This is a genomic window from Brevibacillus composti (genome assembly GCF_016406105.1).
Lineage (GTDB): Bacteria > Bacillota > Bacilli > Brevibacillales > Brevibacillaceae > Brevibacillus > Brevibacillus composti.
On the sequence record NZ_CP066308.1, the window covers coordinates 2,140,973 to 2,165,075 of the forward strand.

Genomic DNA, 24,103 nt, shown 5'->3' on the forward strand with positions numbered 1-24,103 from the left:
GATTGGAGAATCGGTACGTGGAAGCGACAAAGAAATCAAAAGTGATGATTCTGGTGTTTTTGGGCGCAGTCCTGCTGCTGGGGGCGCTCGGGTATTACGGCATGTACGTCATGGGCAAGGAACACGTTGCGGTGATTCAGGAAGCGATTGCGGAAAAAGGCGGCGTCGTGGAGAACATCATGGTAGTCCCCAAGGACGAGAGCCCCTTCGAGGTGAGCGGCAAGGGCAATACCATTTACAAAATCGATTATCGCAAAGACGGAAAGACCCTGACTGCCTGGTTCCGCTCTGACAACCAATCTTCTATAATAAAAGAGAACGAGGAATGGATTTTTCCCGAGTAACGACGAGAGTAGGACGTGATGGCATGACATTGTCAAACGAAGAAGATCTGCGCGAATTGGCTCGCCTGATCCGCAAGCTGGAACCGAAAGAGCAAGACCGCTCCATCACCATCCTGGCCCATGAAAACAGGGAGCTGATCGCACAGGCGCTCAGACAGGGGCTGGAGGGGGAAGTGCCCGTTGTGACCAGCTCGGGGGAGTACGCCAATCATCTGGCGACCGTGCGCATCGGGGAGAACAAGTATACGATCGCCCAGGACTGGCGTGACGTCTACATCAGCGAAATTAATTACTGCCCGTGCCGAATCCCGCCGCGCTCACATGGGCTGCTGGTATACCATATGGATTACCCGGGTGTCATTTACGATGTGTCGCGCATTTTGGCCGATAATCGCATCAATATCTCCAAGCTGAACGTATCCCGCGAACAGAAGGGGAAAAACGCTCTGCTCATCTCGGTGACGGATGAGGAGATCAGCGCGGAGGTGGCGGCCGCGATGGAAACGCTGCCGCAAATTACAAAAGTGGTTTCTTTGCAATAACGATTGCAGATGGCTCCGTCCTCACAGGGATGGAGCCATTTTTCTCGTGCGCCACGCATGGCGACTAACTAGGCGGTGAAAGTCCGCTGTGGGGGCTGGTAGTGGCCAACCACTAGCCAAGAGCAAGGGTGTCCACCGTGAGGTGGAATCTGAAGGAAGCTGGAGGCAAAATCCCGGCCCGAGGAACACGAACATCATCAGGCATATGGAATGGGACAAGCTTGCGAGACAAAGCAAAGTCCAATACACTACACGGACATTCCGGTGTAAATGATGCGGGTATATGGGAGGAAAGTGAGTCGTCTTACCGTGGGAGGTCTCATGGACGTGAGAAGATGACATTCGAATCACGGTTGAAACAAGATTTATCATGAGAAGTCAGCAGACGCCATAGTACCTCGAGCAGTCGACGGCTTGAGGGAAGGGCTGAACCTTAGGAGGTGGTCGTCAATGAATGTTACCGAAACAGGAGATAAGGGCAGCCAACTTCCAACGGAAGGCTCACCGCAAAAGAATAGTGCGGAACACGAAGGATATGCGGGAGTGCACGTTCCTGAGAGGATAGCTGAAACCGACGACACCAACGCAAACGAGTCGAAGGAAAGGTTACTTGAGAAAATCATAAGCAGAGACAATTTGAACGAAGCGTTCAAAAGAGTCAAAGCGAATAAAGGTTCACACGGAATCGACGGGATGGGCGTAGATGAACTTCTACAATATCTCAAAGAAAACGGTGAAACCATCAAGGAACAAATCCTGGCGGGCAGATATCGCCCAAATCCCGTTCGAAGGGTAGAAATCCCAAAAGAGAACGGAAAGAAAAGAAACCTGGGCATCCCAACGGTGGTTGATCGAGTAATCCAGCAGGCAATTGCACAAATGCTCACGCCGATCTATGAGCAACAGTTCTCGGACAACAGCTTCGGGTTCCGACCCAAACGAAGTGCCCACCAAGCCATAAGGCGCAGCCAGCAATATATTCAGGAAGGCTACCGCTATGTTGTGGATATGGATCTAGAGAAATACTTTGACACCGTCAACCAAAGCAAGCTCATTGAAGTACTCTCAAGAACGATTAAGGACGGACGAGTCATTTCACTAATTCATAAATATCTTCGGGCAGGAGTTGTCGTGAAGCACAAGTTTGAGGAAACAGAAGTCGGCGTACCGCAGGGCGGGAATCTGAGTCCAATTCTCAGTAATATCATGCTGAATGAGTTGGACAAGGAGCTGGAGAAGAGAGGACACAAGTTTGTGCGATACGCAGATGATTTACTCATCTTCTGCAAGAGCAGACGAAGTGCCGAACGGACACTAACCAACATTCTCCCCTACATTGAAAAGAAGCTGTTCCTAAAAGTAAATCGGGAGAAAACCGTGGTGGACCTAGCCATTCGAGTGAAGTTTCTGGGATTCTCATTCTACAACCAACGAGGGCAAGTGAAAGTCCGCATCCATCCCAAATCCATCGCCAAAATGAAAACAAGAGTGAAGGAACTAACCGCAAGAAGCAATGGCATGGGAAATGAAGAGAGAGCCGAAAGGCTCAGACGCTATATCATGGGATGGGTCAACTACTTCAAGATTGCGGATATGAAGAACCTGCTCCAAACAACGGATGAATGGATGAGAAGAAGGATTCGAATGATCTACTGGAAACAATGGAAACGAATAAGGACAAAATTCGAAAAGCTGATCTCGTTTGGAATCCCAAAGTTCAAGGCATGGGAATACGCAAATACAAGAAAGAGCTACTGGAGAATCTCCAATAGCCCCATCCTCGCGAAAGCCCTCGATAACAACACCATTAAAGGCCTCGGATTTCTTTTCTTCTCAGATTATTATCGACAAGTGACTGCGTGAACTAAGGAACCGCCGTATACCGAACGGTACGTACGGTGGTGTGGGAGGTCGGCTACTCAACTAATGGGTAGCCCCCTACCCGATTTGTTATTTTTAGTCAGATGGTGCCCAAAAAGTAACAAGATGAATATTCTAGAGGAGGACATGGACGATTTCAGGAGGGAAGAACATACCATGGCGAAGGTAAACCGTCGAAAACTGAGTAAAAGCGCAGGAAGAAGGTCCGGGAGGCTGGAATTTCCTTTGCTGCAAAGCGGAGCGGACATAGACTGGCTGGAAGACCTGGAATCCGATCAACAGCTGGCGAGCGGGGGACAGAGAAGCATCCCTGTGCTGCAGCCCACCTCCCAACCCTCGTCCCCGCCATTGCCTCAATCCTCACCCCAAGCATCACCTCAGCCACCGGCTCAAGCAGCATCCCAAGTCCTGCCCAATACGCCCAGGGCGAAAATGATTCCTCAACAAACCACGTTTTCCAAGGTGATCAAGGAACGGCGAGACGAAAAGGATCATTCAATCGTGTACACAGATGATTTGACCGACCAGGCCGTAACCGCGGAGAAGATTGCCAACCGCGCCATCGATGCGACCAAAATCAAGCTCGGCAGCATCGACAACAATCTGTTGAAAGACTATGCGGTCGATAATGCCAAGCTGGCGGATCGAGCTGTCACTTCCAGCAAAATCGCGCCGGACGCCATCCAGACACACCACATCGGCAGAAATGTCATTACCACAGATATGATCCAGGACCGGTCCATTACCGCAGACAAACTGCAAAATGGCAGCATTACGAGCGAGAAGCTGGCTGACAAAACGATCGATTCGATCAAATTCGCCGAAGGGGCGATCCAGTCCAAGCACATACAAGAGCAGGCGATTACCAGCGAATTGATCGAGGATCAGGCCGTAACCGCAGAAAAAATCAAAATGGGCACGATCCAAACCAATAATCTGGCCAACTATATCATCAACTCTGTCAAGCTGGAGGATAACGCCGTCAGCAGCGAAAAAATCAGGGATGGCGCCGTTACTAGCAGCAAGATTGACGACGAGGCGATCGAAGCCCATCATATCAAGCGAGGCTCGATCCTGCATGAGCATCTGGCCGAAGGCGCAATCGATGCCGCGAATCTCTCTCCAGGCAGCATCACTGAACATCATCTCTCCTCCTACATCATCCACTCGCAGCATCTGGCCCCTGAGTCCGTGACTGCCCAAAAGGTGGCCCCCTATGCCATCTCGACCGAACATCTCGATGACCATAGCGTGACTGCGGAAAAGCTGGCCCGGGAGGCCGTAAACGGCACGCATCTGCAGCCGGCGTCCATCCAGACGATCCACCTGCAAGACAACAGTGTGACTCATAAAAAGTTGGGGGATGATCAAGTCACGACAAGCAAACTGGCGGATAACGCCGTCGATGCCGACAAACTGGCACCGCGATCTGTGTCCAGCAAGCATCTGATTGAAGAATCAGTCGAAGCCAAGCATCTGGCCAGCGGCTCCATCAACAAAGATAAGCTGGCCAAAGGCGTGATCGACTCGATTCATCTGAGTGAGCGGGTCATCAGCAATATCCATTTGAAGGATCACATCATTCACACCAATAATCTGGTCGATCATTCCATCACCACATCCAAGCTGGCAGCGGAATCTGTCTCGACGGACAAGGTGACGGAACTGAGCATCGTCACCTCCAAAATCGCGGATGGTGCGATTACATCGCCCAAATTGGCCAGCGAATCCGTCAAGGCAAGACATCTCGCCAAAAACTCGGTATCCCATGACAAGCTGGTCGATAAAGCCGTACAGGCAAAGCATATCGCCCATGACACAATTCAGACCGAGCATCTGCAAAATTATGCGGTGACAGCCGACAAACTGGCGGCGGGCAGCGTCACCCGCGACAAATTGGCCCCGCGCAGCGTAGACCGTACCCATTTGGACTTGCAATCGATATCAGGTGAGCATATCGAGAAGCAGACCCTGTCCGGAGAGCACTTGAATACGGGATCGATCACGGCCGAACACCTCCAGTCCGGCAGCGTCCGGGGGTCGCATCTGGCCCGAATGGCAGTGGATAGCCAGCACATCGCTCCGCAAGCGATCTGCTCCGAGCAGATTAAAGAAGAAGCCGTCCAGACTGCCCACATCGCCCCGCGCAGCGTAACCAGCGAAAAAATCGGCTTGTTTTCGGTAACCAATGACCATATTGCGGATCGGGCCATCACCCGGGATAAGATTGCGACTAGTTCGATTCGCTCCGAGCATTTGCTGGATCACGCGGTCAGCAGCCGCCATCTTTCCGAGGGCAGCGTCGCCCCCCGGCATCTGCAGGAGGGAAGTGTGGCGCCGCGCCATTTGCAAGAAGGCAGCGTGGCTTCCAGGCATATCCAGGAAGCGAGCATCCGGAAACAGCATATCGCGCCGGAGGCGGTCGCTACCCATCATCTCGCCAACGGAGCCGTAACCGCTGATAAACTGGCTTTTTCCCCGATCGAAACGGCCAACCAGCAAGGAACCACCCTGCAACAGTACGGCTTTCAGACTTTCCGGATGGCAGCCAGCAAAAAGGCGGTAGACGTGACGATCCGTCTGGAAATTCCTTTTGCCAACACAGACTATTGCCTGGTCGCGATGACCAACCGGATGGGCTGCCAGGTGTCCTTTAAATACGGCAACCAGTCTGCAGCCGTCGTGACCGTATTCCGAAACCGTTCCGGCCAGGAAGAGAAGGGCATCATTCAGTGGATCGCGATCGGCGTAAAAGGCGATGGGGCTTCCGAAGAGTCCGGGGAACCAAATGATATTGAGGACGCGCGGGAAGCCTTCGCGGATCAAGCGAATAAGGAAGGAAAGCCGGAAGCTGAAGCGGCGGATCAAGTCGTACTGGATGAAGATGAGGACGCGATGGACGAAGATGAACTCCTTCTGCTGAATATGGCGGAAGAGGAAGAAGATGACTTCGCCGATTTCGATCTGGCGGAGGAGCAGGAAGGCGAGCGGTAGCGTGAGCTATGAAGAGATAGGGAAGGCCTCGATCGACAGAGAAGGGCCTTTCTTTTTGTTTGTGGCAGAGCCTCTCTGCTTGCATGAAAAAGCGGTCGTTTGTCTTTCTTTTGCTTTTAAGGGTTCTGTATTCCCCGGTCACGTCTGCGGATCTTCATCGGCCCGCGGGCGTTTTTGTATGAGAGTTTGAAAACGAATCAGTAGACATAACGATATTACGGTAAATTTCTTTCGGAGAGTCTTTCATTGAATTCAGATGCGCTCTGATAGTATAATGAGATCGGTATCAAGATTGAGGATATTGTTGTGTAGTGGCAAATGGAGGGAAACAAGCCGATGATGACAACCATTGCCCAAGTCGGGCAGCATGTGGGACAAGAAGTACGGATTGGCTGTTGGCTGTATAACAAGCGCAGCAGCGGGAAAATACAATTTTTGCAGCTTCGCGACGGCTCGGGATTCATTCAGGGCGTCGTCGTCAAAGCAGAAGTGCCGGAAGCGGTATGGGAAGCGGCTTCCCAATTGACCCAGGAAAGCTCGTTATACATAAACGGCATCGTTCGGGCAGATGAGCGTGCCCCGAGCGGCTACGAACTGACAGTGACCGGTATTGAAATCATTCAAATTTCTCATGAATACCCGATCTCTCTGAAGGAGCATGGCGTTGATTTCCTCATGGACCACCGTCATCTGTGGCTGCGCAGCCCCCGTCAGCGGGCGGTGATGGCGATCCGCTCCGAGGTGATTCGGGCCGTGAATGAATATTTCTACCAAAACGGCTTCTACAAGGTAGATCCGCCGATTCTGACTCCTACTTCTGCGGAGGGGACGACGAACCTCTTCCACACGAAGTATTTTGACGAGGACGCCTATCTTTCCCAGTCGGGTCAGCTGTATATGGAAGCCGCAGCGATGGCGCTCGGCCGCGTCTATTCGTTTGGTCCCACTTTCCGTGCGGAAAAATCGAAAACCCGCCGCCACTTGATCGAGTTCTGGATGATCGAGCCGGAGATGGCCTTCGTGGATCACGAAGAAAATCTGCGCATTCAGGAGGAATTCGTCTCCCATGTCGTACAATCCGTCCTGAAAAATTGCCAGCGAGAGCTGAAAACGCTGGAGCGCGATACGACGAAGCTGCAAAATGTAGTGGCGCCGTTCCCGCGCATCACTTATGACGATGCGATCAAGCTGCTGCAGGAAAAGGGCAGCGAGATTAAATGGGGAGATGACTTCGGAGCTCCCGATGAGACGCTGATCGCAGAGCATTACGACAAGCCGGTATTCATCACCCATTATCCGACCGAGATCAAGGCATTTTACATGAAGCCGCATCCAGAGCGTCCGGAAGTGGTGCTCTGTGCCGACCTGATCGCACCGGAAGGCTACGGCGAGATCATCGGAGGCAGCCAGCGTATCGACGATCCCGTCCTGCTGGAAGAGCGCTTCCGTGAGCATGAGCTCTCTGAAGAGGCCTACCAATGGTATCTCGACCTGCGCAAATACGGTACGGTTCCTCACTCCGGATTTGGATTGGGGCTGGAGAGAACGATTGCCTGGATTTGTGGACTGGATCACGTCCGCGAGACGATTCCGTTCCCGCGCATGCTTTACCGTCTGTACCCGTAGTACCTGCTTTTTTACACCCTGCTGCTGGAGGGCGGCAGGGTATTCTATTTTTCCCGTACACACCCAAACAAGCTCGCCAACTGGCAATGAGGGCGATGAGGTGAAGAAGTCTCATGGATACAGAAATTTTACAAATACTGCAAGAAGGTGCCACATCGATCTCCAATCTCCTCCTGAAAAGATACAAGCAGACGTCTCTGTCTGATGAAGAAATGATCCTGATCATTCATATATTATCGTTTCAACAGGAGGGGAATCGCTTCCCGACCATACAGGAGCTGGAAGACAGGATGTCCATGCCTTCCACCAGATTGATCCAAACGCTGCAAAAATTAATCAAGGAAGAATGGATCAGCATCGACGAATACACCGATCCGCAGACCGGGATGCGGCATGAGCTCTACAATCTGACGCCGCTCTACCGAAAGCTGTATCAAAGCTGGCGGGAACAGCGGCACGCATCGCGGAGAATCGACGCACTGGCCGAACCGTACGCCGAGATCGCCAGTGCGGCGGAGTCGGAGCAAATGGGCTTGTACGCCCGGTTTGAACAGGCGTTTGGCCGACCGCTGTCGCCTTTCGAAATCGAGACAATCCACATCTGGACGGCCCAGGACGGCTACTCGGACGAACTGATCCTGACCGCCTTGCGCGAAGCCGCTACAGTCGGCAAGCTGCATATCCGCTACATCGACCGCATTCTCCTGGAATGGCAAAAGCAGCAGATTTCCAGTGTCGAAGAGGCTCGCCATTACAGCCTTCGCTTCCGGCGCCATCAGCCGGCGGGCGATCAGCGCCAACCACTTTGAGATCATCCTCAAGGTGGTTTTTCTTTTCTCCCTGTACATGTACCTATCCCGATGATGATTCATACCATATTAGGAGCGAAAGCACTCTTTTTTGTGCGAGTCAGTCATCCTTACCAGATGTCGGAATAGTCGGGAGGTCATGTGACGTGGAAAAACGTAAAAAAGCCGAAGGCAATCATTGGATTACGCCGATTCCTGGGGTATTCTCCGGACAGTTCGTCGTGGAAGAGGCGGTAGAGCGCGTCACTTCCATGAAGCGGGAAGACTTTCAGACGAGCGAAGGCTCTGCTGGGCGAATGCAGACAGAGCAGTTTCAGCAGCAGCTGGATGCGTTGAAAGAGGCCGTGGCCCGCTGGGAAGAGCGCTTCAAAACGCTGCAAGAAGAGCAGAAACGGGAGCGCGAATACCTGTATCAAGTGGTCCTTTCCTTGAAACAGGAGTGGGAGAGGGAGCGAAATGAGAATCGCGATCATTAGTCCGGGTCCGTTCTCTGTCCCCCCTGTCAAGGGAAGCTCCGTGGAGCATGATATTGACGAAGTGAGCAAAATGTTCGGCCCTCACCATGAGGTGACGATCTACACGAGAACCTGCAAAACCTATCCGCGCTCGAGCGAAGAGGAGGGCAGGCGCATCGTCCGCTTTCCGTACAAGGGACCAGGCCCCTATCTGAAAAAGATCCTTTTCGATTTAAAAAAGCGGCGGCCCGATGTCATCATGGTCGAGAACCGGCCCAACTTCGTGCCGGCACTGCGAAAAAAGTTTCCCCGCACGCCGATTTATGTCAATATGCACTCGCATGTGTATGCGGCCAAGTGGTTTATCAGTCCGGAAAAAATGAGGAAAATCTGCCGCATGGCAGACGGCTTTCTGACGAACAGCGAATACCTGCGCCGCCATTTCATCCGCAAGCACCAGATGTCTCCGGAAAAAGTCCATGCCGTCCACCTGGGCGTAGATGTGGGGCCCTATCAGCAGGCGAAGCTGGAGGTTCCCGCCCGACAGCTGCGGCAGAAGCTGGGGCTGAAGCCGGAGCATCGCGTCATCTTTTACGCAGGCAGACTGATCCCAGCCAAAGGCGTGCACGTTCTCTTGCAGGCCTTTCGCGAAGTGAGTCAGCAGGATCCCCAAGCGCGGCTCGTCATCGTGGGAGGGACCGGGTACGGGAGCAATCGCCTCAGCCCCTACGTGCGACGCTTGCACGAGATGGCCAAACCGCTGGGAGACAAAGTCCGCTTTGTCAAATTTATTCCCAGCAAGGAGATGCCGCTGTACTATCAGATCGGTGATGTCGTCGCTACGCCGTCGGTCTGGCAGGAGCCTTTTTGCCGCGTCAATCTGGAAGCGATGGCCGCCAGCAAGCCGGTCATCACCACGCCTCGGGGCGGGATAAGCGAGGTCGTGGCGCATGCGGAGACCGGCTTTGTGATTCCACCAGCGGAATGGAAGGAGAAGCTGCCGGAGATATGGGAGGTGCTGTGGGGAGTGCCCCATCTGCGTCAGCGATTGGGCAAGCAGGCCCTGCAGCGAGCCAAGCAGTTCTCCTGGTACGCCACGGCGCAAGGCTATCTGCAGGTCTTTGAAAAAGGCGTAGAGGAACGGGCGAAATCGCCGTCCCCGCTAAAAAAAGCAAGCTAAAGAAAATAGGTGGCTGCCTTTTCTGCCCCAGTTGTGGACTTCTGCCCTGTCCTGATGTTGCAGGACGCATACCTTATAAGTATCGAGAAGCACAACTGGGGGGTGATATGTTTGAAGGGGTTAATCTTATGCGCCGGACGTGGTACGAGACTGCACCCTTTTTCTTATTCGCAACCCAAAACCCTGCTCCCTGTGGCGAATCAACCGGTTCTGTTCCACTGCATCCGCAAACTGCTCGAAGTGGGTGTCACGGACATCGGCATCGTGATCAATCCTTCCCACGTGCAAATACCTGAATGTGTCGGCAATGGTAGTCAATTTGGGGCTACTATTACCTATATCCATCAGGATAAACCGATGGGGATCGCCCACGCCGTCCGTATGTCGCAAGCGTTTTTGCAAAAAGAACCGTTTATCCTTTTATTAGGCGACAATCTGTTGATGGATTCGCTGACTGAACTGGTTCGTGGCTTTCAGGAGAAGCGATCAGACGGAGTCGTCATGTTGAGTGAGGTTAAGCGGCCGCAGGACTTCGGCATCGCCGAAGTGCGCGAAGGTCGACTCATCTCCGTGGAAGAAAAACCTGCCCGACCGAAAAGCAATCTGGCAGTAATCGGAGCCTATTTATTTACGACGCCGATCTTCGAGGCAATCGACTCACTGCAACCCTCCGCTCGCGGAGAGTACGAGATAACGGATGCGATCCAGGCGATGATCGATCGCGGTTTGGTCATTGCACACAGGACGGCAACAGGGAAATACACCGACGTAGGAACGGTTGAGCGTTGGCTGGAGGCGAATCGGTGGATGCTAGCCCGCGAGCTGGGAAAAGAGGTTGAGATCGGAAAAGACAGCGTCGTCCTCAATTGCGAGATCATTGGTCCCGTCTTGATCGGAAACGGCTGCCGCCTGGAGAATTGCAGGATTGGGCCGTACGTTTCGATTCAGAACGGTGTTCAGCTATTAAACTGCGCTCATATCGAGAATAGCATTTTGCTAGAAGAAAGCTGCCTGCAAGATGTGAAATGGAAGCTAAAGGACAGTGTCTTTGGCCGTTCTTCCCATCTCAAGGGAGAGCTGGAGAAACACATGGCGTCTGTCATTCTCAGTGACAAATCTTCTATTCACCTGCCCGCCGGGGGAGGTGACGAGGCGTGAACCAGGATACGCCCATGTTTACCGTCGTCATCCCCACCTACAACCGGGCCAGGTACATTCGCAAAGCCATCTCTAGCGTCTTGAAACAGACCTGCAAGGATTGGAAGCTGCTGATCATGGATGATGCCTCTACGGACAAGACGCGGCAGAAGGTAGAGCGCTACCTGTTTCATCCGAATGTGGAATATTACCGATTGGAGGAGAATTCGGGAATCTCCAAAGTCATGAACCAGGCATTGTCCATGGTGGAGACGCCGTACCTGGTTCAGCTGGATTCGGATGACTGGCTTCCCAAGAAGGCGTTGGCGGTCTTGAAAAAACGAATCCGAAAAGACAAAAAACGAAAAGTGGCCCTCTTTTACGGAAACGTCAAGATTTGGCGGGTAAAACGGGGACGTTACGTCAATCCCTTTTTGGTGAAGCACAAGCAATTCCGCACCAAGTATCAGTTCCTGAAATACAACCATTGGATGGTGGCTCCGCGCTGCTACCGCGTTTCGGCTCTGCAAAAGGTAGGCGGATGGGACACCTCCGACAAGTACCAGGGCCGGATCATGGAAGACAGGCGGATCATCTTGCGTCTGATCGAGCGTTATCCCGTCAAATACATCAATAAAAAATTGTACAATCGCACAAAGCACAAGGGTCAGCTCACGGACAACAAGATGAAGCGCAAGCGAAATCATCTGCGCAAAATAACCTTTCGTTATTACCTGAAACGCTGGGGCGATAAATACAAGGCCGTATACGGATACAAAAACGGGTACCTGATCATACGGCGTCTGAAAAAGAAAAAGGGGAGGAGGCGGCGATGAGAAAGGTCCTGATCACTGGTTGTGCCGGATTTATCGGCTCCCATCTCGCGGAACGCTTGCTGCAGGATGGCATGGACGTCATCGGGATTGACGGCTTCGTAGACAATTACGATGCTTCGGTCAAATTGCGAAATCTCTCGGCGATCAGGAGCCATCCCCGGTTTGCCTTTCACTCGTCTCTGCTCGCCGATAAACTGGGGGAGCCCTGGCTGGATGAAGTCGACCTGATCTTTCACCAGGCTGCCCTGCCCGGTGTCAGGTCCAGTTGGGGCACCGCTTTTGCAGACTATGTCGCCCATAACCTGACCGCCACCCAATCCCTGCTGGAGGCATGTACACGGCTCCAGAAGCCCCCTCGCATTGTCATCGCTTCCTCCTCATCCGTCTACGGATCGATGAAGGAAGGGGCGCTGGATGAGAGCGCCCCGCTTCATCCGGTCTCCCCGTACGGAGTGACGAAGGCCGCGATGGAGCAGATTTGCCGTGTGTATGTCGAGGCGCATGGCCTGCATGTCGTCATGCTGCGCTATTTTACGGTATACGGTCCGAGGCAGCGGCCGGATATGGCGTTTCACCGCTTCTTTCGTCAGATGCTGCGGGGAGAGCCGATTACGATCTATGGCGACGGTCAGCAGAGCCGCGATTTTACCTATGTCAGCGATGCGGTGGAAGCCAACCTGCTCGCCGCCCGTCACGCCGCCCCCGGCGATGTGTTCAACATCGGAGGGGACCGGGAGATCAGCGTCCTGGAAGTCCTGCATTTGATGAGTCAGCTCGCAAACGTCACGCCGCACGTAGTCCATCTGCCAGCGGTCGCAGGAGACTCCCGCCGTACCAAGGCAGACATCAGGCAGGCCCAGGCGAAGCTGGGATATCAGCCGCGGGTCCGGCTGGAAGAAGGATTGCGTTTGCAGCTGGCGGATCTACGCGCCCATATAGATGGGCCGTCCGACGAGAGGGGGCAATGACTTGCATCGGGTGCTCGTCTACCGCCGCAAATTCCTCCCGAAAAGCGAGACCTTTATCTACGAGCAGCTGCTCGGGCATCAACGGGTAAAAACAGCCGTGCTCGCGCGCCAGAAGCCTTTTCACCGCAAGCAGTTTCCGTTTTCGCCCGTATACGTGCGCAGGCGGTTCCGTGGCCTGGCGGGATGGCTCAAAAAAAAGAAATTCAGCTGTCTCCATGCCCGGTTTGGGCCGGCGGGCGTGGAGCTGCTTCCCCATGCCCGCAAGGCGAAGCTGCCGCTGATCACGTCCTTTCACGGGTTTGACGCCACCAAGCGGGTGCGCGAGAGCAAGGGATACCGGAAACAATTGAAAAAGCTCTTTCGCAAGGGAAAGGCCTTTACGGTCGTCAGCGATCACATGAAAAAACGGTTGGTGCGGCTCGGCTGTCCGAAAAAGAAGATTACGCTGATCCGATCGGGGATTGATCTGAGAAAGTTTCCCATGCTCCCGCAGCAGCCGGTAAAGGACGGCGCCTACCGCCTGCTGAGTGTCGGCAGGCTGACCGAGAAAAAAGGGATGGATACGCTGATCAAGGCATTCGCTCGCGTCGGGCGCCAGTATCCCCAGGCGACCCTCACCATCGTCGGTGACGGCGAAGAGAAGAAAAAGCTGAAACGAATGATCAAAAAATACGGACTGACCGATCGCGTGAAACTGCGCGGGGCCCTTACGCATAAAGAGGTGCAGCGCGAACTGGCGAAATGCCATCTCTTTGTCATCGCCTGCAAGACAGCCAAAAACGGCAATCAGGAGGGCATTCCCAACGTACTGATGGAGGCGATGGCCACCGGGCGGCCGGTGATCTCGACCTACCATGCGGGCATTCCCGAGCTGGTGGAGCACGAGGTGAGCGGTTATCTCGTGCCGGAGAAATCGCCGGGCAAACTGGCGAGAATGATCAGCCGCGTCCTGGCCAATTCCGGGGAATGGCAGAGGGTGGCGCAACGGGCGAGAGTAAAGGTGGAAACCAATCACGATATCGAAAAGCAGCGCGCCAAGCTGGAAGACCTGTACCTGCGCGTTGCTAAAAAAACGATGAGGTGAAGGAATGAACGTAGCCGTAATCGGAACGGGATATGTCGGGTTGACCACGGCAGTCTCGCTGGCCTTGCACGGTCATCGCGTCATCGGGATTGATGTGGATGAGGAAAAAGTAAAACAGCTCCGAAAAAAGAAGTCGCCCATCTACGAGCCGGGGCTGGAAGAAGCCTTGGAAACAGTTGTCGAACAGGGGACTTTGTCGTTTGGCAGTTCCTTGGCGGACGAAGCGGCAGAGGCAGAGATCTTGTTCATTTGTGTCGGCACGCCCGAGTCGGAGGATGGCACAGCCGATCTCCGCTATCTGTTTGCCGCTGTCGAGGAGTTGCGCCTCCTCCAGCAGCATGACCCCCGAAAGCGGGCCGTCGTCGTAAAAAGCACGGTGCCGGTCGGGACGGGAGACCGTGTGGCTGATCTGCTGCGGGAATTTGCGTCGGTTCACGTAGTTTCCAACCCGGAGTTTTTGCGGGAAGGAAGGGCGCTCCGTGATGCGCTGAACCCGTCCCGTATCGTGATCGGCGCGGATCACGCGGAGGCGTTTGCCCTGATGGATCAGCTGTACGAAAGGTTGTCTGCAGAGTGGGTCCGCACCACCCGTGCCAATGCCGAGATGATCAAATACGCGTCCAATGCCTTTCTCGCCACCCGTATCTCTTTCATGAATGAACTGTCTCGTCTGAGTGCCGCGTTGGGTACGGATATCGAAGTGATTGCACGCGGAATGGGCTTGGACAGTAGAATCGGTCCGGAGTTTTTGCGAGCCGGTCTGGGCTACGGGGGCTCCTGTTTCCCCAAAGACACCATCGCGCTCTTGCAGGTAGCCAAAGAGCAGGGGGTGTCGCTGGGTATATTGGAACAAGTCAGGGAGGTAAACCGCACGCAGCCGTCATGGTACGTACAGCTCATGCGCGAGCGGCTGCAAGGCCTGGTCGGCAAGCGCATCGCGGTCCTCGGACTTTCGTTTAAGCCGGATACGGACGATATCCGCGAGGCCCGCTCGCTGCCGGTCTTGGCGGAGCTGCTGGAAGCAGGCGCGCTGGTGTCGGCCTATGACCCCGTTTCCGCGGAGGCGGTCGCGAGGCTCTATCCGCAGGTTCGCTATGCCCAAGACGTCTACGAGACATTGACGGACGCGGATGCGGCACTGCTCGTCACAGAGTGGAAGGACTGCGTGGAGCTGCAATGGGACCGCGTAAAAGAAGTCATGGCAAGTCCGGTCCTGTTTGACGGCAGAAACGCCTGGCCGACACAAATCGTCAAGCGGCATGGCTTTACCTACTGCGGCGTTGGCAAAAGCTGACCGTCCCTCGGGATGCGTCAGCTTTTGGGCTTGGAGCGAGGGGGATCGCCGTCTCGCGCGGACGAAGAAAGTCGAAGAGATAGATTTGAACCGCGGAGCAGAATGCGCTAGGATACTCATATGGATTGTTTTCCCACCGATACGCATGCGAGGAGTGAGTAAGATTGAATAAAAGCAAAACCTTGCCAAAACGAAGTGAAGTCCCAGCCGAGTACAAATGGCGACTGGAAGACATGTACGCCAGCAACAGCGATTGGGAGAAGGACCTGGAAAAGGTCAAGCAGCTGGCAGAAGAAATTTCCCGCAAAAAAGGGCAGCTGGGCCAGTCCGGCGAGCAGCTGCTGGAGACCCTGCGGCTGCAAGACGAACTGCTGAAAACGTTGGACCAGGTCTACGTCTACGCGCGAATGCGCCGAGATGAAGACAATGCGAACAGCACCTATCAAGCCCTCACAGACAGAGCCACCTCGCTCAGCACGCAGGTCTACGGGGCCATCTCATACATACAGCCGGAGATCCTGCAAATCCCTACCGATCAACTGGAAAAGTGGATGGGGGAAGTGCAAGGACTGGATCACTACCGCATCCTTTTGGACGAGATCACCCGGTTTAAACCGCATACCCTCTCAGCCGAAGAAGAGGCGATTTTGGCGAATGTTAGTGAAGTCGCTTCGGCTCCTTCCAAAATTTTTGGCATGCTGAACAATGCCGACCTCAAATTCCCGATGATCCGGGACGAGAACGGGGAAGAAGTAGAGCTCACCAAAGGACGCTACGTCCAGTTCATGGAGAGCAAGGATCGCCGCGTGCGGCGCGAAGCCTTTGAAGCGCTGTATGCGACATATGGAAAACACCGCAACACGATTGCGGCATCCCTGACCTCCTCGGTGAAGACGGATGTGTTCTACTCCCGCACCCGCAGATACCCGTCTGCTCTCTATGCGGCGCTGTTCGCCGACAATGTGGACCTCTCCGTCTACGACAATCTGATCGCAACCATCCATGAGCATCTGCCGCTGATGCATCGCTACATCGCCTTGCGCAAAAAGATGCTGGCTGTCGATGAGCTGCATATGTACGATCTGTACGTGCCGATCGTTCCGGAAGTCGAGATGAACATCCCGTACGATCAAGCGGTGGCAACCATCAAGGAAGCGCTCAAGCCGCTGGGAGAGGACTACGGCAAGGTACTGGAGGAAGGCTTCTCCAACGGCTGGATCGATGTCTACGAAAATGAGGGAAAAACCAGCGGAGCCTATTCCTGGGGAGCGTACACGTCCCATCCTTACGTGCTGATGAACTACCAGGACAATGTTAACAACATGTTTACCCTGGCGCATGAAATGGGGCACGCCCTGCACAGCTATTACTCCCACAAGGAACAGCCGTATACCTACGCCGACTATAAAATTTTCGTGGCGGAGGTGGCTTCTACCCTGAATGAAGCGCTGTTGATGAACCACCTGCTCAAAACCACGACGGACAAAAAGCAGCGCATGTATCTGATCAACTACTACCTGGAGCAATTCCGCGGAACGGTTTTCCGCCAGACCATGTTTGCGGAATTCGAAAAGATCATTCACGCGAAAACCGAGCAGGAGGAGCCGCTCACAGCCGACAGCCTGAGCGAAATCTACCGAGAGCTGAATGTCGCCTACCACGGCCCTGACATGGTGGTGGATCAGGAGGTCGATATGGAGTGGGCGCGCATTCCCCATTTCTATCGCAATTTTTACGTCTACAAGTACGCGACCGGTTTCTCCGCCGCCACTTCATTGGCCAAGCAAATCCTCGAGGAAGGACAGCAGACGGTTGATCGCTATCTGCAGTTCCTGAAGAGCGGCAGCTCCGACTATCCGCTGGAATTGCTGAAAAAAGCGGGGGTGGACATGACCTCCCCAGAGCCGATCCGCGAGGCGCTGGCTGTTTTTGAAGAAATGCTGGCGGAGATGGAAAAGCTGACAGCAGAATAAGAAAGAGAAAAAACCAGGGTGATTCGCCCTGGTTTTTTTGTTGGAGGAGCCCTGTCGAGCTTAGCTGCGAGGACTCAGCGTTTCTTTCAAAAAAGCAGCGAAATCGTCCACCTGAAAGGAGCTTCCCTCCACCGGCAGAAAGGAGCGCATACGCAAGCCCAGCGAAATCAGCACGAACAGCTCGCCCATTTTTTCCATATCGACCGAAGCGGGTATGACGCCATGGTCCTGTCCGGATTTGATCCACTGGCGGGACAGGCATACCGATTGGTCGTAAAACTGCTTGAGCACGTCTTCGATCTCCGGCCTTCCTGTTTTGGACAAGAGATAGACCAGGATCTGATTGACCACGTCCTTCGGATCGTCGAGGAAGGGGAAACGCTTGGTCAGCTCCAGCAGGGGGCCATCCAATTCCTTTCCGGAGGATTTGACCCGATTCTGGAATCGTTGGTCCACTTCTTCCAAGCTCTCCTGCAGCACCCAGGCGTATATCTGGTCTTTGCTGTTTACGTAATGAAAGATGGCTCCTTTTGACAAGCCGGAGCGTTCCATGATGTCCTTCATCGTGACGGCATCGCAGCCTTTTTCCCGGATCAAGTCTTTGGTCGTGGAGAGAAGCAGCTGGATGGTCTGTTGCCGACGTTCTTCCTGTTTCAACGGATATGCCTCCCAAACCGTATTCATCATCAGTATACATACAAACTGTCGGTTTGCAAATGGAGCAAGAGGACAAAGTGTGAGTCAAGCCATAGTGGGCAGGATTTTTTTGTCTCCAAAATAAGACTTCTGGTTTCCTCTTCTTGAAAGCGCTTTATTTTTGTATGATTCCTTTCTTCCACTCGATTTTTGCCTCATCCGCGAAGGGCTTTTAAGGCCAGCCCGGTAGGGCTGCTTTGATATGGCCCGTGCAACAGGCGGATCGTCCCGTTTATATAGCCTTTTGCCTGCTCTTTCACTTCCCGTAGCAAGTCCTTCACTCGGACCATTGGGTTGGGCTGTAACACTTGCTTCTTCGCTATCGCCTGGCCGCTCAAACGACTTCCCTCTTGTCGTGCCATAATGGCTCGCAACATCGCTTGTACTCCCCGTACACTCCAACTGTAGCCGCCTCGTTTGGTCCTTTTTGCCATCACCCGCATTTGCGCTTCCGCACTCCCCATTGGACGCATGCCCGTCGTGTCGATACCAGCTTCACCCAGAACCTTTCGATAGTCGATAAGATGCCTTCGATGCCGCCGTAAATAGGCCACGTATTTCCGCCATTCGTTCCGGTGCTCTTCCAGAATCTTTTCCTCCGGTACGGACTCTACTGTCGCCAGCAAGATATCCGCTTCAAAGGCCGCCAACGCCTGCCTTACCGTCTGCCACGTCTCTGGCAACTGACCCAGGAATCGGCGCAATTCTCGCGCCACATGAAAGCGATCCAGTGTGTAAATACAGCGGTGAAAGTAGGATTCGCATTCTCCAATCCAATTGGCCCCATCCCCATTGACTACGATCCATGTGTTTTCATCCATGTCGTAATGACGAACCAGAAAGTCGCCAAACCCTTCCCAGAACTCTCCCTTCGTCGTATGCAGGTAATGGCGTTTCGACCTAAGCCGCACTCGGTCCCCCTCTTGTTCCCATCCTTCGTGCACAATCGCCATTCGATTTTCCATTCCCCGCTGGCGTTGCCTCTGCAATGAGGTGTAAAGTCCATCCACTTCCACAAACAATACGCGAACCGACCTTCGGGTCGCTTTCGACACGATGGTTGATGCTTGTTCAACCCGCGTGATTAGTTTGTCCCGAATGGCCTCATGGCTCAGTACCCGATACCCCAGTAACGCTTCCAAGCGTTTTGCGCTGTCCCGGTACGAGGGGCCTTGGCTAGCAAATTCGATCGCTATCTCTTCCAAAAACGGGCTTAGCTTCTCCCGCCCGTCAAAGGCCAGCATACGATCCAACAAATACACATGTTGACCCTTCACGCGATCCTGATACAATCGCCGTTTGAATCGAACCGTACCAAAGAGCGTGTCGATCTGGACTTCTCGTTGGTCCTTTAGCCGAAAGCGTGAATGATCCCGTTGATGCATCAGATACTCGTCCAACGCTTCCAAAATATAAGCCATACCGGCAGCGAACTGTTCCTGCAACGTTCGAAACAACAACGTTTCAAGCTCTTTCATTGTGGGAAATTCCGTGGTAAACTTGCTCACAGGGTTTCTCCTCCTTGGTGTGTTTGGTTTTGGCGCTTTACACTTTACCAAGAAGAGAAGCCCTTTTCTATACCCTCCAACTGATTTTTCTTCAAAAATTTCTTTTCGGTTTGCCCACGAACATTTTACTCATACGAGGACAAATTTCCGCTCGCGTTTCTTTCGATTGTCACATTTTTGCAACATTTTTTCCGGATTGCGGTAATTTTTCCCGGTACAAATTCGTACTCACTGATATCCAACAGGGATATTGTGCCATCCGTCCTCAGACGGAGAGGAAGTTCCTTCCGCTGACGGTTTTACAGCGACTGGAAAAATTGCACAATACACTTGGGAATGATCGTTACGACTTGGAGGAATTTTTGTGAAAAAACATGCAACCATTTTACTAGCCCTGGTCGTCCTCGCGACTGCCGGGTGTGGCCCCGGCGCCGCCGAACCAGAAACCCAGCAAGAAACCAAAGCAAAAGTAGTGGAGGTGTACCGGGTCCAAAAAGCGGCAGCTCCCGTCGCATTGACGGCGACGGGGCTGGTTCAGGCCAGCCGGGAAGCGGTGCTGCCGTTCGGAGCCGGGGGCACGGTATCGTCCATCGCCGTGAAAAAAGGAGATCAGGTAAAGCAAGGCCAGCTATTGGCCAGCCTGGATGCCCGCTACTATCAAACGGAAGTAGAGGCGGCTGCCAGTCAGGTAGAAGAGGCGGCCGCCCGAAAGGCTAAGACATTGAAAGGCGCTTCCTCCGAGACGATTCAAAAGCAGCAGCTGCAGGTGCAAAGCGCGCAGCAGGATTTGGACAAAGCCAGCGAGGATGTCGTGGTGGGAGAAAAACTGTTCGCGGGCGGGGCCATCTCGCAAAGCGAGCTGGATGATCGGAAGCGTGCGAGGGACCAGGCGGCCATACGCCTCCGCGACCATAAGCTGGCGCTGGAGGAGCTCCTCCGCGGCGCCGAGCCGGAGGATGTGGCGATGGCCAACGCATCGATCAAACAGGCAGCCGGACAGGTAGAGCTGGCGAAAAAGAGCCTGGGCGAAACCAAAATCGTGGCTCCCTTCGCAGGGACGATCGTCGATGTGACCAAACAGGTCGGGGAGCTTGCTTCTCCGGGCGAACAGGTCATCCACATCGTAGACCTCTCGGAAGTCAAGATTACCCTGGATGTCACGAATGACGTGATCAATCAGTACCGCGAACAGGCAAAGGTCCAGATTAGCGGGGGAGACGGCATGAAACACGAGGGGACGATCAGCTTCGTCTCGCCTGTGGTGGATAAACAGACCGGGAAATACCGGGTGGAGCTAGTGGCCGCCAATCCGGACGGCCAGTGGAGGGGCGGCATGGTCGCCACGGTAGAGCTGCCGCGCCAGCTGAACGGATATCTCGTCCCGCTGGAGGCGGTCGGCGTCTCGCAGTCCGAGCACTACGTGATGGCGATCGAAAACGGACTCACGGTGAAACGACCGGTCAAGACGGGTCAAATGGTGGGAGACCAGATCGAGATTCTCAGCGGACTGCATGAAGGCGATCAGCTTTTGCGCTCCGGCATCACGTTCTACGTCGAGGGGCAAAAAGTGGAGGCGAAAGGGGAATAACCATGGAAAAGCTGATTCACTCTTTGCTCAAGCGCCGCCTAATCGTCTACCTGCTGACGTTTCTCATCGTTGTGGCCGGTCTGGGTTCCCTTTTCAGCTTCCATATCGAGCTGGTCCCGAAGACAAATCTGCCGATGATTAACGTACAGATATCCGGCGGTTCGCTCCCTCCCGAAGAGATGGAGGAGAAGGTGACCAAGCGAATTGAGCAGGAAATCAAATCGCTTACGGGGATCAAAGAGCATTCCTCCACGACCGGCACCGGTTCCGTCCGCATCAACATCACCGCCGAGGAAGGGCAGGGCGAGCAGGTGAAGCAAGACGTGCAAAACGCCGTCAACCGCCTGCGCAATTCCTTTCCCAAAAGCGTCGATACCGTCAACATCGTACAGGGGAACCTCGGGGACGAGGAAATGATCGATTACGCCCTGGTCGGCGCGGATCCCAAAACGATGCTCAGCCTGGCGAAGACATCGATCAAAGAGCGCATTGAAGATGTGCCGGGCGTCAAGGAAGTAGAAGTATCCAGTCGCAGCTTCGAAAACAAGATTGCCGTCACCCTGCAGCCGGACCGCATGAACGCGTATCGCGTCACGCCGTCCGAGGTCGTCGAGCAGCTGCAGTCGACGAATTGGAAGCAGGCGGTGGGGACGCTGGTGAATACCGGCTTTGACACCGTCGTCATGATCGATCATTCCTATTCGACACCGCAGGAACTGAGCCAGCTGCCGATTGAGACGCCGGAAGGCACCGTCACCCTGGACCAATTAGCCGCCGTCGATGATCTGCGCGGCAAAGTGAAGGATTCGGTGGCGTTGACGGATGGCCAGGTGTTCGTCCACCTCAGCGTCAAGCGTGCCCAGGGCAGCGACTTGATCACGACCCAGGGCAAGGTCGAAGAGGTGGTTCGCGAAATTAACGCGGAAGCCAATGGCCAGTACCAGCTGAAGGTCATGTTTGAGGCAGTCTCCTACATCGATCATGCCGTGACCAACCTCAGCCGCGACGTCATTATCGGGGGAGCGCTGGCCATCCTGGTCCTGCTCATCTTTTTGCGAAACTGGCGGGTCACCCTGGTAATCGCCACGACGCTGCCGCTGTCGGCGATGATGACGTTTATCGCGATGAAGGTGGGCGGCTACAACATTGATATGATCAGCCTCCTCTCCCTCAGCTTGTCAGTCGGGCTGATCGTGGACGCGGCCATCGTGGTGCTGGAGAGCATCTATCAATTCCGGGAAAAAGGGGAGCCGCTCTCCTCCGCCATCGTCAAAGGGACCCGGGAGGTCATGACACCCGTATTCACCTCCCAGCTGACAATCATCGTCGTCTTTTTGCCGCTGGTACTGGCCGACTTCGAGGCTTGGCTGAAACCGATCCTCGGAGCGATCGCCTTTACGGTGACGGCTGCGATCACGGCTTCAACGATTGCTGCATTTTTCTTCGTACCCGTCTTCTCCGACCGCTTTTTGAAGAATGACAAAAAAGTGATGCTGGAGAGCGAAGCCAAGGAGCATGCGATCGTGCGCGGCTTTACCAGACTGCTGCAAAAAGCGCTGCGGCACCGCGTCAAGACCGTTATGCTGGCGGTCGGCCTGTTTGCCGGTTCCTTTTTCCTGATGCCGATGATGAAAATGGGGCAGGGAATCAATCCGAATGAAAATATGGTGTTTGCCACCATCAGTATGCCGGAAGGTTCGACCCTGGAGAATACCCAGCGGGCTGCATTGGAAGCGGAAAAATCGCTGCGCGACATCTCCGATGTGAAAGACGTGTTCTTCTTTGCAGGAAAATCAAACGCGGAGCTGTTTCTGCTGCTGAAAGGAAAGAGTGAAAGAGAGCGGGACAAAGAGGAACTGACGCTCGAGATCAATCAAATTCTTCAGGCGCTTCCAGGTGTCGACCGGATCACGACGGAGTTCGGCGGCCAGGGCGGCAGCGCGCCGATCGAATTGGATATTACCGGCGAGGATATGGACAAGATGCGCGAGATCGCTGGCGATGTCGAGGAGATGCTGGCGACCGTACCGGGCGTCATAAATATTCGCAATGACTTTAAAGAAGGCAAAGAAAAGGTAACCCTGCATCCGAAGCCGGATGCGCTGGCACAGATGCAGGTGGATCACCGCTCGCTCTTGCAGCAGATCACCACGATGATCGGGGAGCAGCCCGTGACGACCATCTCATCGGATGGCATCGAAGTAGATGTAGTGGCGATGATGCCGGAGGGGTGGCTGAAGCATCCGGAGCAGCTCAGGCAGATCATGATCACATCGAAGACGGGCGCGCAGGTGCCGCTCGCCGATCTGGTCGAATGGCAGTACAGCAAATCTCCGGTGTCCATCACACATGAAAAAGGGAATCGTATCGTGACGGTATCGGCCGAGCTTTTGGGCAGCGACCTGGGCACAGTGGGAAGGCAAATTGGCGAGAAACTGCCGCAGCTGGCTGTTCCGGCTGGCTATCAAGTCGAGATCGCGGGCAAATTGAAAGAGCAAAGCTCTACGATGACACAGGGGATCTTCGTCTTTTTGGGCGTCATCGCACTGATCTACGTCATCATGGTCGCGCAGTTTGGCCGCTTGTCCCAGCCGTTTATCATCATGCTGACCATTCCGATGGCATTGGTCGGGGTCGTGCTCGGCTTCGTCCTGACGCAGCGCGTCTTCGGCGAGATGGCGATGATCGGGATGATCATGCTCGTCGGGATCGTGGTGTCCAATGCGATTTTGCTGATTGACCGGATCAATCTGCTGCGGTCGCGCGGCATGATGATGGGCGAGGCGATCATTCAAGGGACCAAGGACAGGGTGCGCCCCGTCATCATGACCAAGCTGACGGCGATCCTCGGCATGCTCCCGATGGGGCTGGCCGTGGCCGAAGGCTCCGATCTGGAAGCGCCGCTCGCCACCGCCGTCATCTCCGGTCTGATCTTCCACACGATCGTGACATTGGTGCTAGTGCCGGTGCTGTACTCCCTGTTTGAGACGGCCAAGGAAAGAAGAATGGCGAAGCGGGAGGCAAGAGCCGCGAAGCGATTGGAAAAGCGTCTGGCGAAAGCGGAAATTCGTCCGTCCGATCTGTAAATGGCGAGGATTGGCGCATCGCCACGGCCATCCGCTCTTCAGAGAAGCAGAGACCCCCTCTGCTTCTCTATTTTTTTGGCGGGCTTAAAGCCTGCGGCATCC

Annotated in this window: 18 protein-coding genes; 16 read left to right on the forward strand and 2 right to left on the reverse strand. The window is 54.3% G+C overall.

Going from position 1 to position 24,103, the window contains the following annotated elements; genetic code table 11:
- The first annotated feature begins 17 nt into the window (after window positions 1-17).
- From JD108_RS11080 to pepF, 14 genes are all read left to right on the forward strand, one after another.
- Window positions 18-344: a hypothetical protein gene (locus tag JD108_RS11080; protein ID WP_198829860.1), complete on the forward strand. Its 327-nt coding sequence runs from the start codon at window positions 18-20 to the stop codon at window positions 342-344.
- 29 nt (window positions 345-373) lie between these two features.
- Window positions 374-886 carry an ACT domain-containing protein gene (locus tag JD108_RS11085; RefSeq protein ID WP_407649433.1) on the forward strand — a complete coding sequence of 171 codons (513 nt, stop codon included), beginning with the start codon at window positions 374-376 and terminating at the stop codon, window positions 884-886.
- A 450-nt stretch (window positions 887-1,336) separates the two neighbouring features.
- Complete coding sequence (ltrA, locus tag JD108_RS11090) at window positions 1,337-2,749, forward strand: group II intron reverse transcriptase/maturase (RefSeq protein ID WP_198826346.1); 1,413 nt, start codon at window positions 1,337-1,339, stop codon at window positions 2,747-2,749.
- Between the two features lie 174 nt (window positions 2,750-2,923).
- The gene (locus JD108_RS11095; protein WP_198829862.1) at window positions 2,924-5,761 is read left to right on the forward strand and encodes a WIAG-tail domain; all 2,838 of its coding nucleotides are present in this window, start codon (window positions 2,924-2,926) and stop codon (window positions 5,759-5,761) included.
- 336 nt (window positions 5,762-6,097) lie between these two features.
- Complete coding sequence (gene asnS, locus JD108_RS11100; RefSeq protein WP_198829863.1) at window positions 6,098-7,387, forward strand: asparagine--tRNA ligase; 1,290 nt, start codon at window positions 6,098-6,100, stop codon at window positions 7,385-7,387.
- A gap of 113 nt (window positions 7,388-7,500) precedes the next feature.
- Complete coding sequence (locus JD108_RS11105; protein WP_198829864.1) at window positions 7,501-8,196, forward strand: DnaD domain-containing protein; 696 nt, start codon at window positions 7,501-7,503, stop codon at window positions 8,194-8,196.
- A gap of 146 nt (window positions 8,197-8,342) precedes the next feature.
- Window positions 8,343-8,672 (forward strand): hypothetical protein, encoded by a 330-nt coding sequence (locus JD108_RS11110; RefSeq protein WP_198829865.1) that lies wholly within the window; start codon window positions 8,343-8,345, stop codon window positions 8,670-8,672.
- Window positions 8,653-9,831: a glycosyltransferase family 4 protein gene (locus tag JD108_RS11115; RefSeq protein WP_198829866.1), complete on the forward strand. Its 1,179-nt coding sequence runs from the start codon at window positions 8,653-8,655 to the stop codon at window positions 9,829-9,831. The genes JD108_RS11110 and JD108_RS11115 overlap by 20 nt, the downstream gene beginning before the upstream one ends.
- 111 nt (window positions 9,832-9,942) lie before the next feature.
- Window positions 9,943-10,989, forward strand: coding sequence for a glucose-1-phosphate thymidylyltransferase (locus tag JD108_RS11120; protein WP_198829867.1), 1,047 nt, complete (start codon window positions 9,943-9,945; stop codon window positions 10,987-10,989).
- 14 nt (window positions 10,990-11,003) lie between these two features.
- Window positions 11,004-11,804 (forward strand): glycosyltransferase family 2 protein, encoded by an 801-nt coding sequence (locus JD108_RS11125; RefSeq protein WP_198830074.1) that lies wholly within the window; start codon window positions 11,004-11,006, stop codon window positions 11,802-11,804.
- Window positions 11,801-12,772 (forward strand): NAD-dependent epimerase/dehydratase family protein, encoded by a 972-nt coding sequence (locus JD108_RS11130; RefSeq protein WP_198829868.1) that lies wholly within the window; start codon window positions 11,801-11,803, stop codon window positions 12,770-12,772. Before JD108_RS11125 ends, JD108_RS11130 begins: the two co-directional genes overlap by 4 nt.
- A gap of 1 nt (window position 12,773) precedes the next feature.
- The gene (locus JD108_RS11135) at window positions 12,774-13,856 is read left to right on the forward strand and encodes a glycosyltransferase (protein ID WP_198829869.1); all 1,083 of its coding nucleotides are present in this window, start codon (window positions 12,774-12,776) and stop codon (window positions 13,854-13,856) included.
- Between the two features lie 4 nt (window positions 13,857-13,860).
- Entirely contained in the window at window positions 13,861-15,150 is a 1,290-nt protein-coding gene (locus JD108_RS11140) for a UDP-glucose dehydrogenase family protein (protein ID WP_198829870.1), read from the forward strand.
- A 164-nt stretch (window positions 15,151-15,314) separates the two neighbouring features.
- On the forward strand, window positions 15,315-17,123 hold the full coding sequence (gene pepF, locus JD108_RS11145; RefSeq protein ID WP_198829871.1) for an oligoendopeptidase F: 1,809 nt from the start codon (window positions 15,315-15,317) through the stop codon (window positions 17,121-17,123).
- A gap of 60 nt (window positions 17,124-17,183) precedes the next feature.
- Here the strand turns inward: pepF and JD108_RS11150 are convergent, their stop codons facing one another.
- Window positions 17,184-17,780, reverse strand: coding sequence for a TetR/AcrR family transcriptional regulator (locus JD108_RS11150; protein ID WP_198829872.1), 597 nt, complete (start codon window positions 17,778-17,780; stop codon window positions 17,184-17,186).
- A gap of 194 nt (window positions 17,781-17,974) precedes the next feature.
- On the reverse strand, window positions 17,975-19,327 hold the full coding sequence (locus JD108_RS11155) for an ISLre2 family transposase (protein ID WP_198826639.1): 1,353 nt from the start codon (window positions 19,325-19,327) through the stop codon (window positions 17,975-17,977).
- Between the two features lie 364 nt (window positions 19,328-19,691).
- Between JD108_RS11155 and JD108_RS11160 the strand changes: the two genes are divergently transcribed.
- Together JD108_RS11160 and JD108_RS11165 are read left to right on the forward strand one after the other, a co-directional pair.
- Window positions 19,692-20,915, forward strand: coding sequence for an efflux RND transporter periplasmic adaptor subunit (locus JD108_RS11160; protein WP_198829873.1), 1,224 nt, complete (start codon window positions 19,692-19,694; stop codon window positions 20,913-20,915).
- 2 nt (window positions 20,916-20,917) lie between these two features.
- On the forward strand, window positions 20,918-24,001 hold the full coding sequence (locus JD108_RS11165) for an efflux RND transporter permease subunit (protein WP_198829874.1): 3,084 nt from the start codon (window positions 20,918-20,920) through the stop codon (window positions 23,999-24,001).
- Window positions 24,002-24,103: the final 102 nt, after the last annotated feature.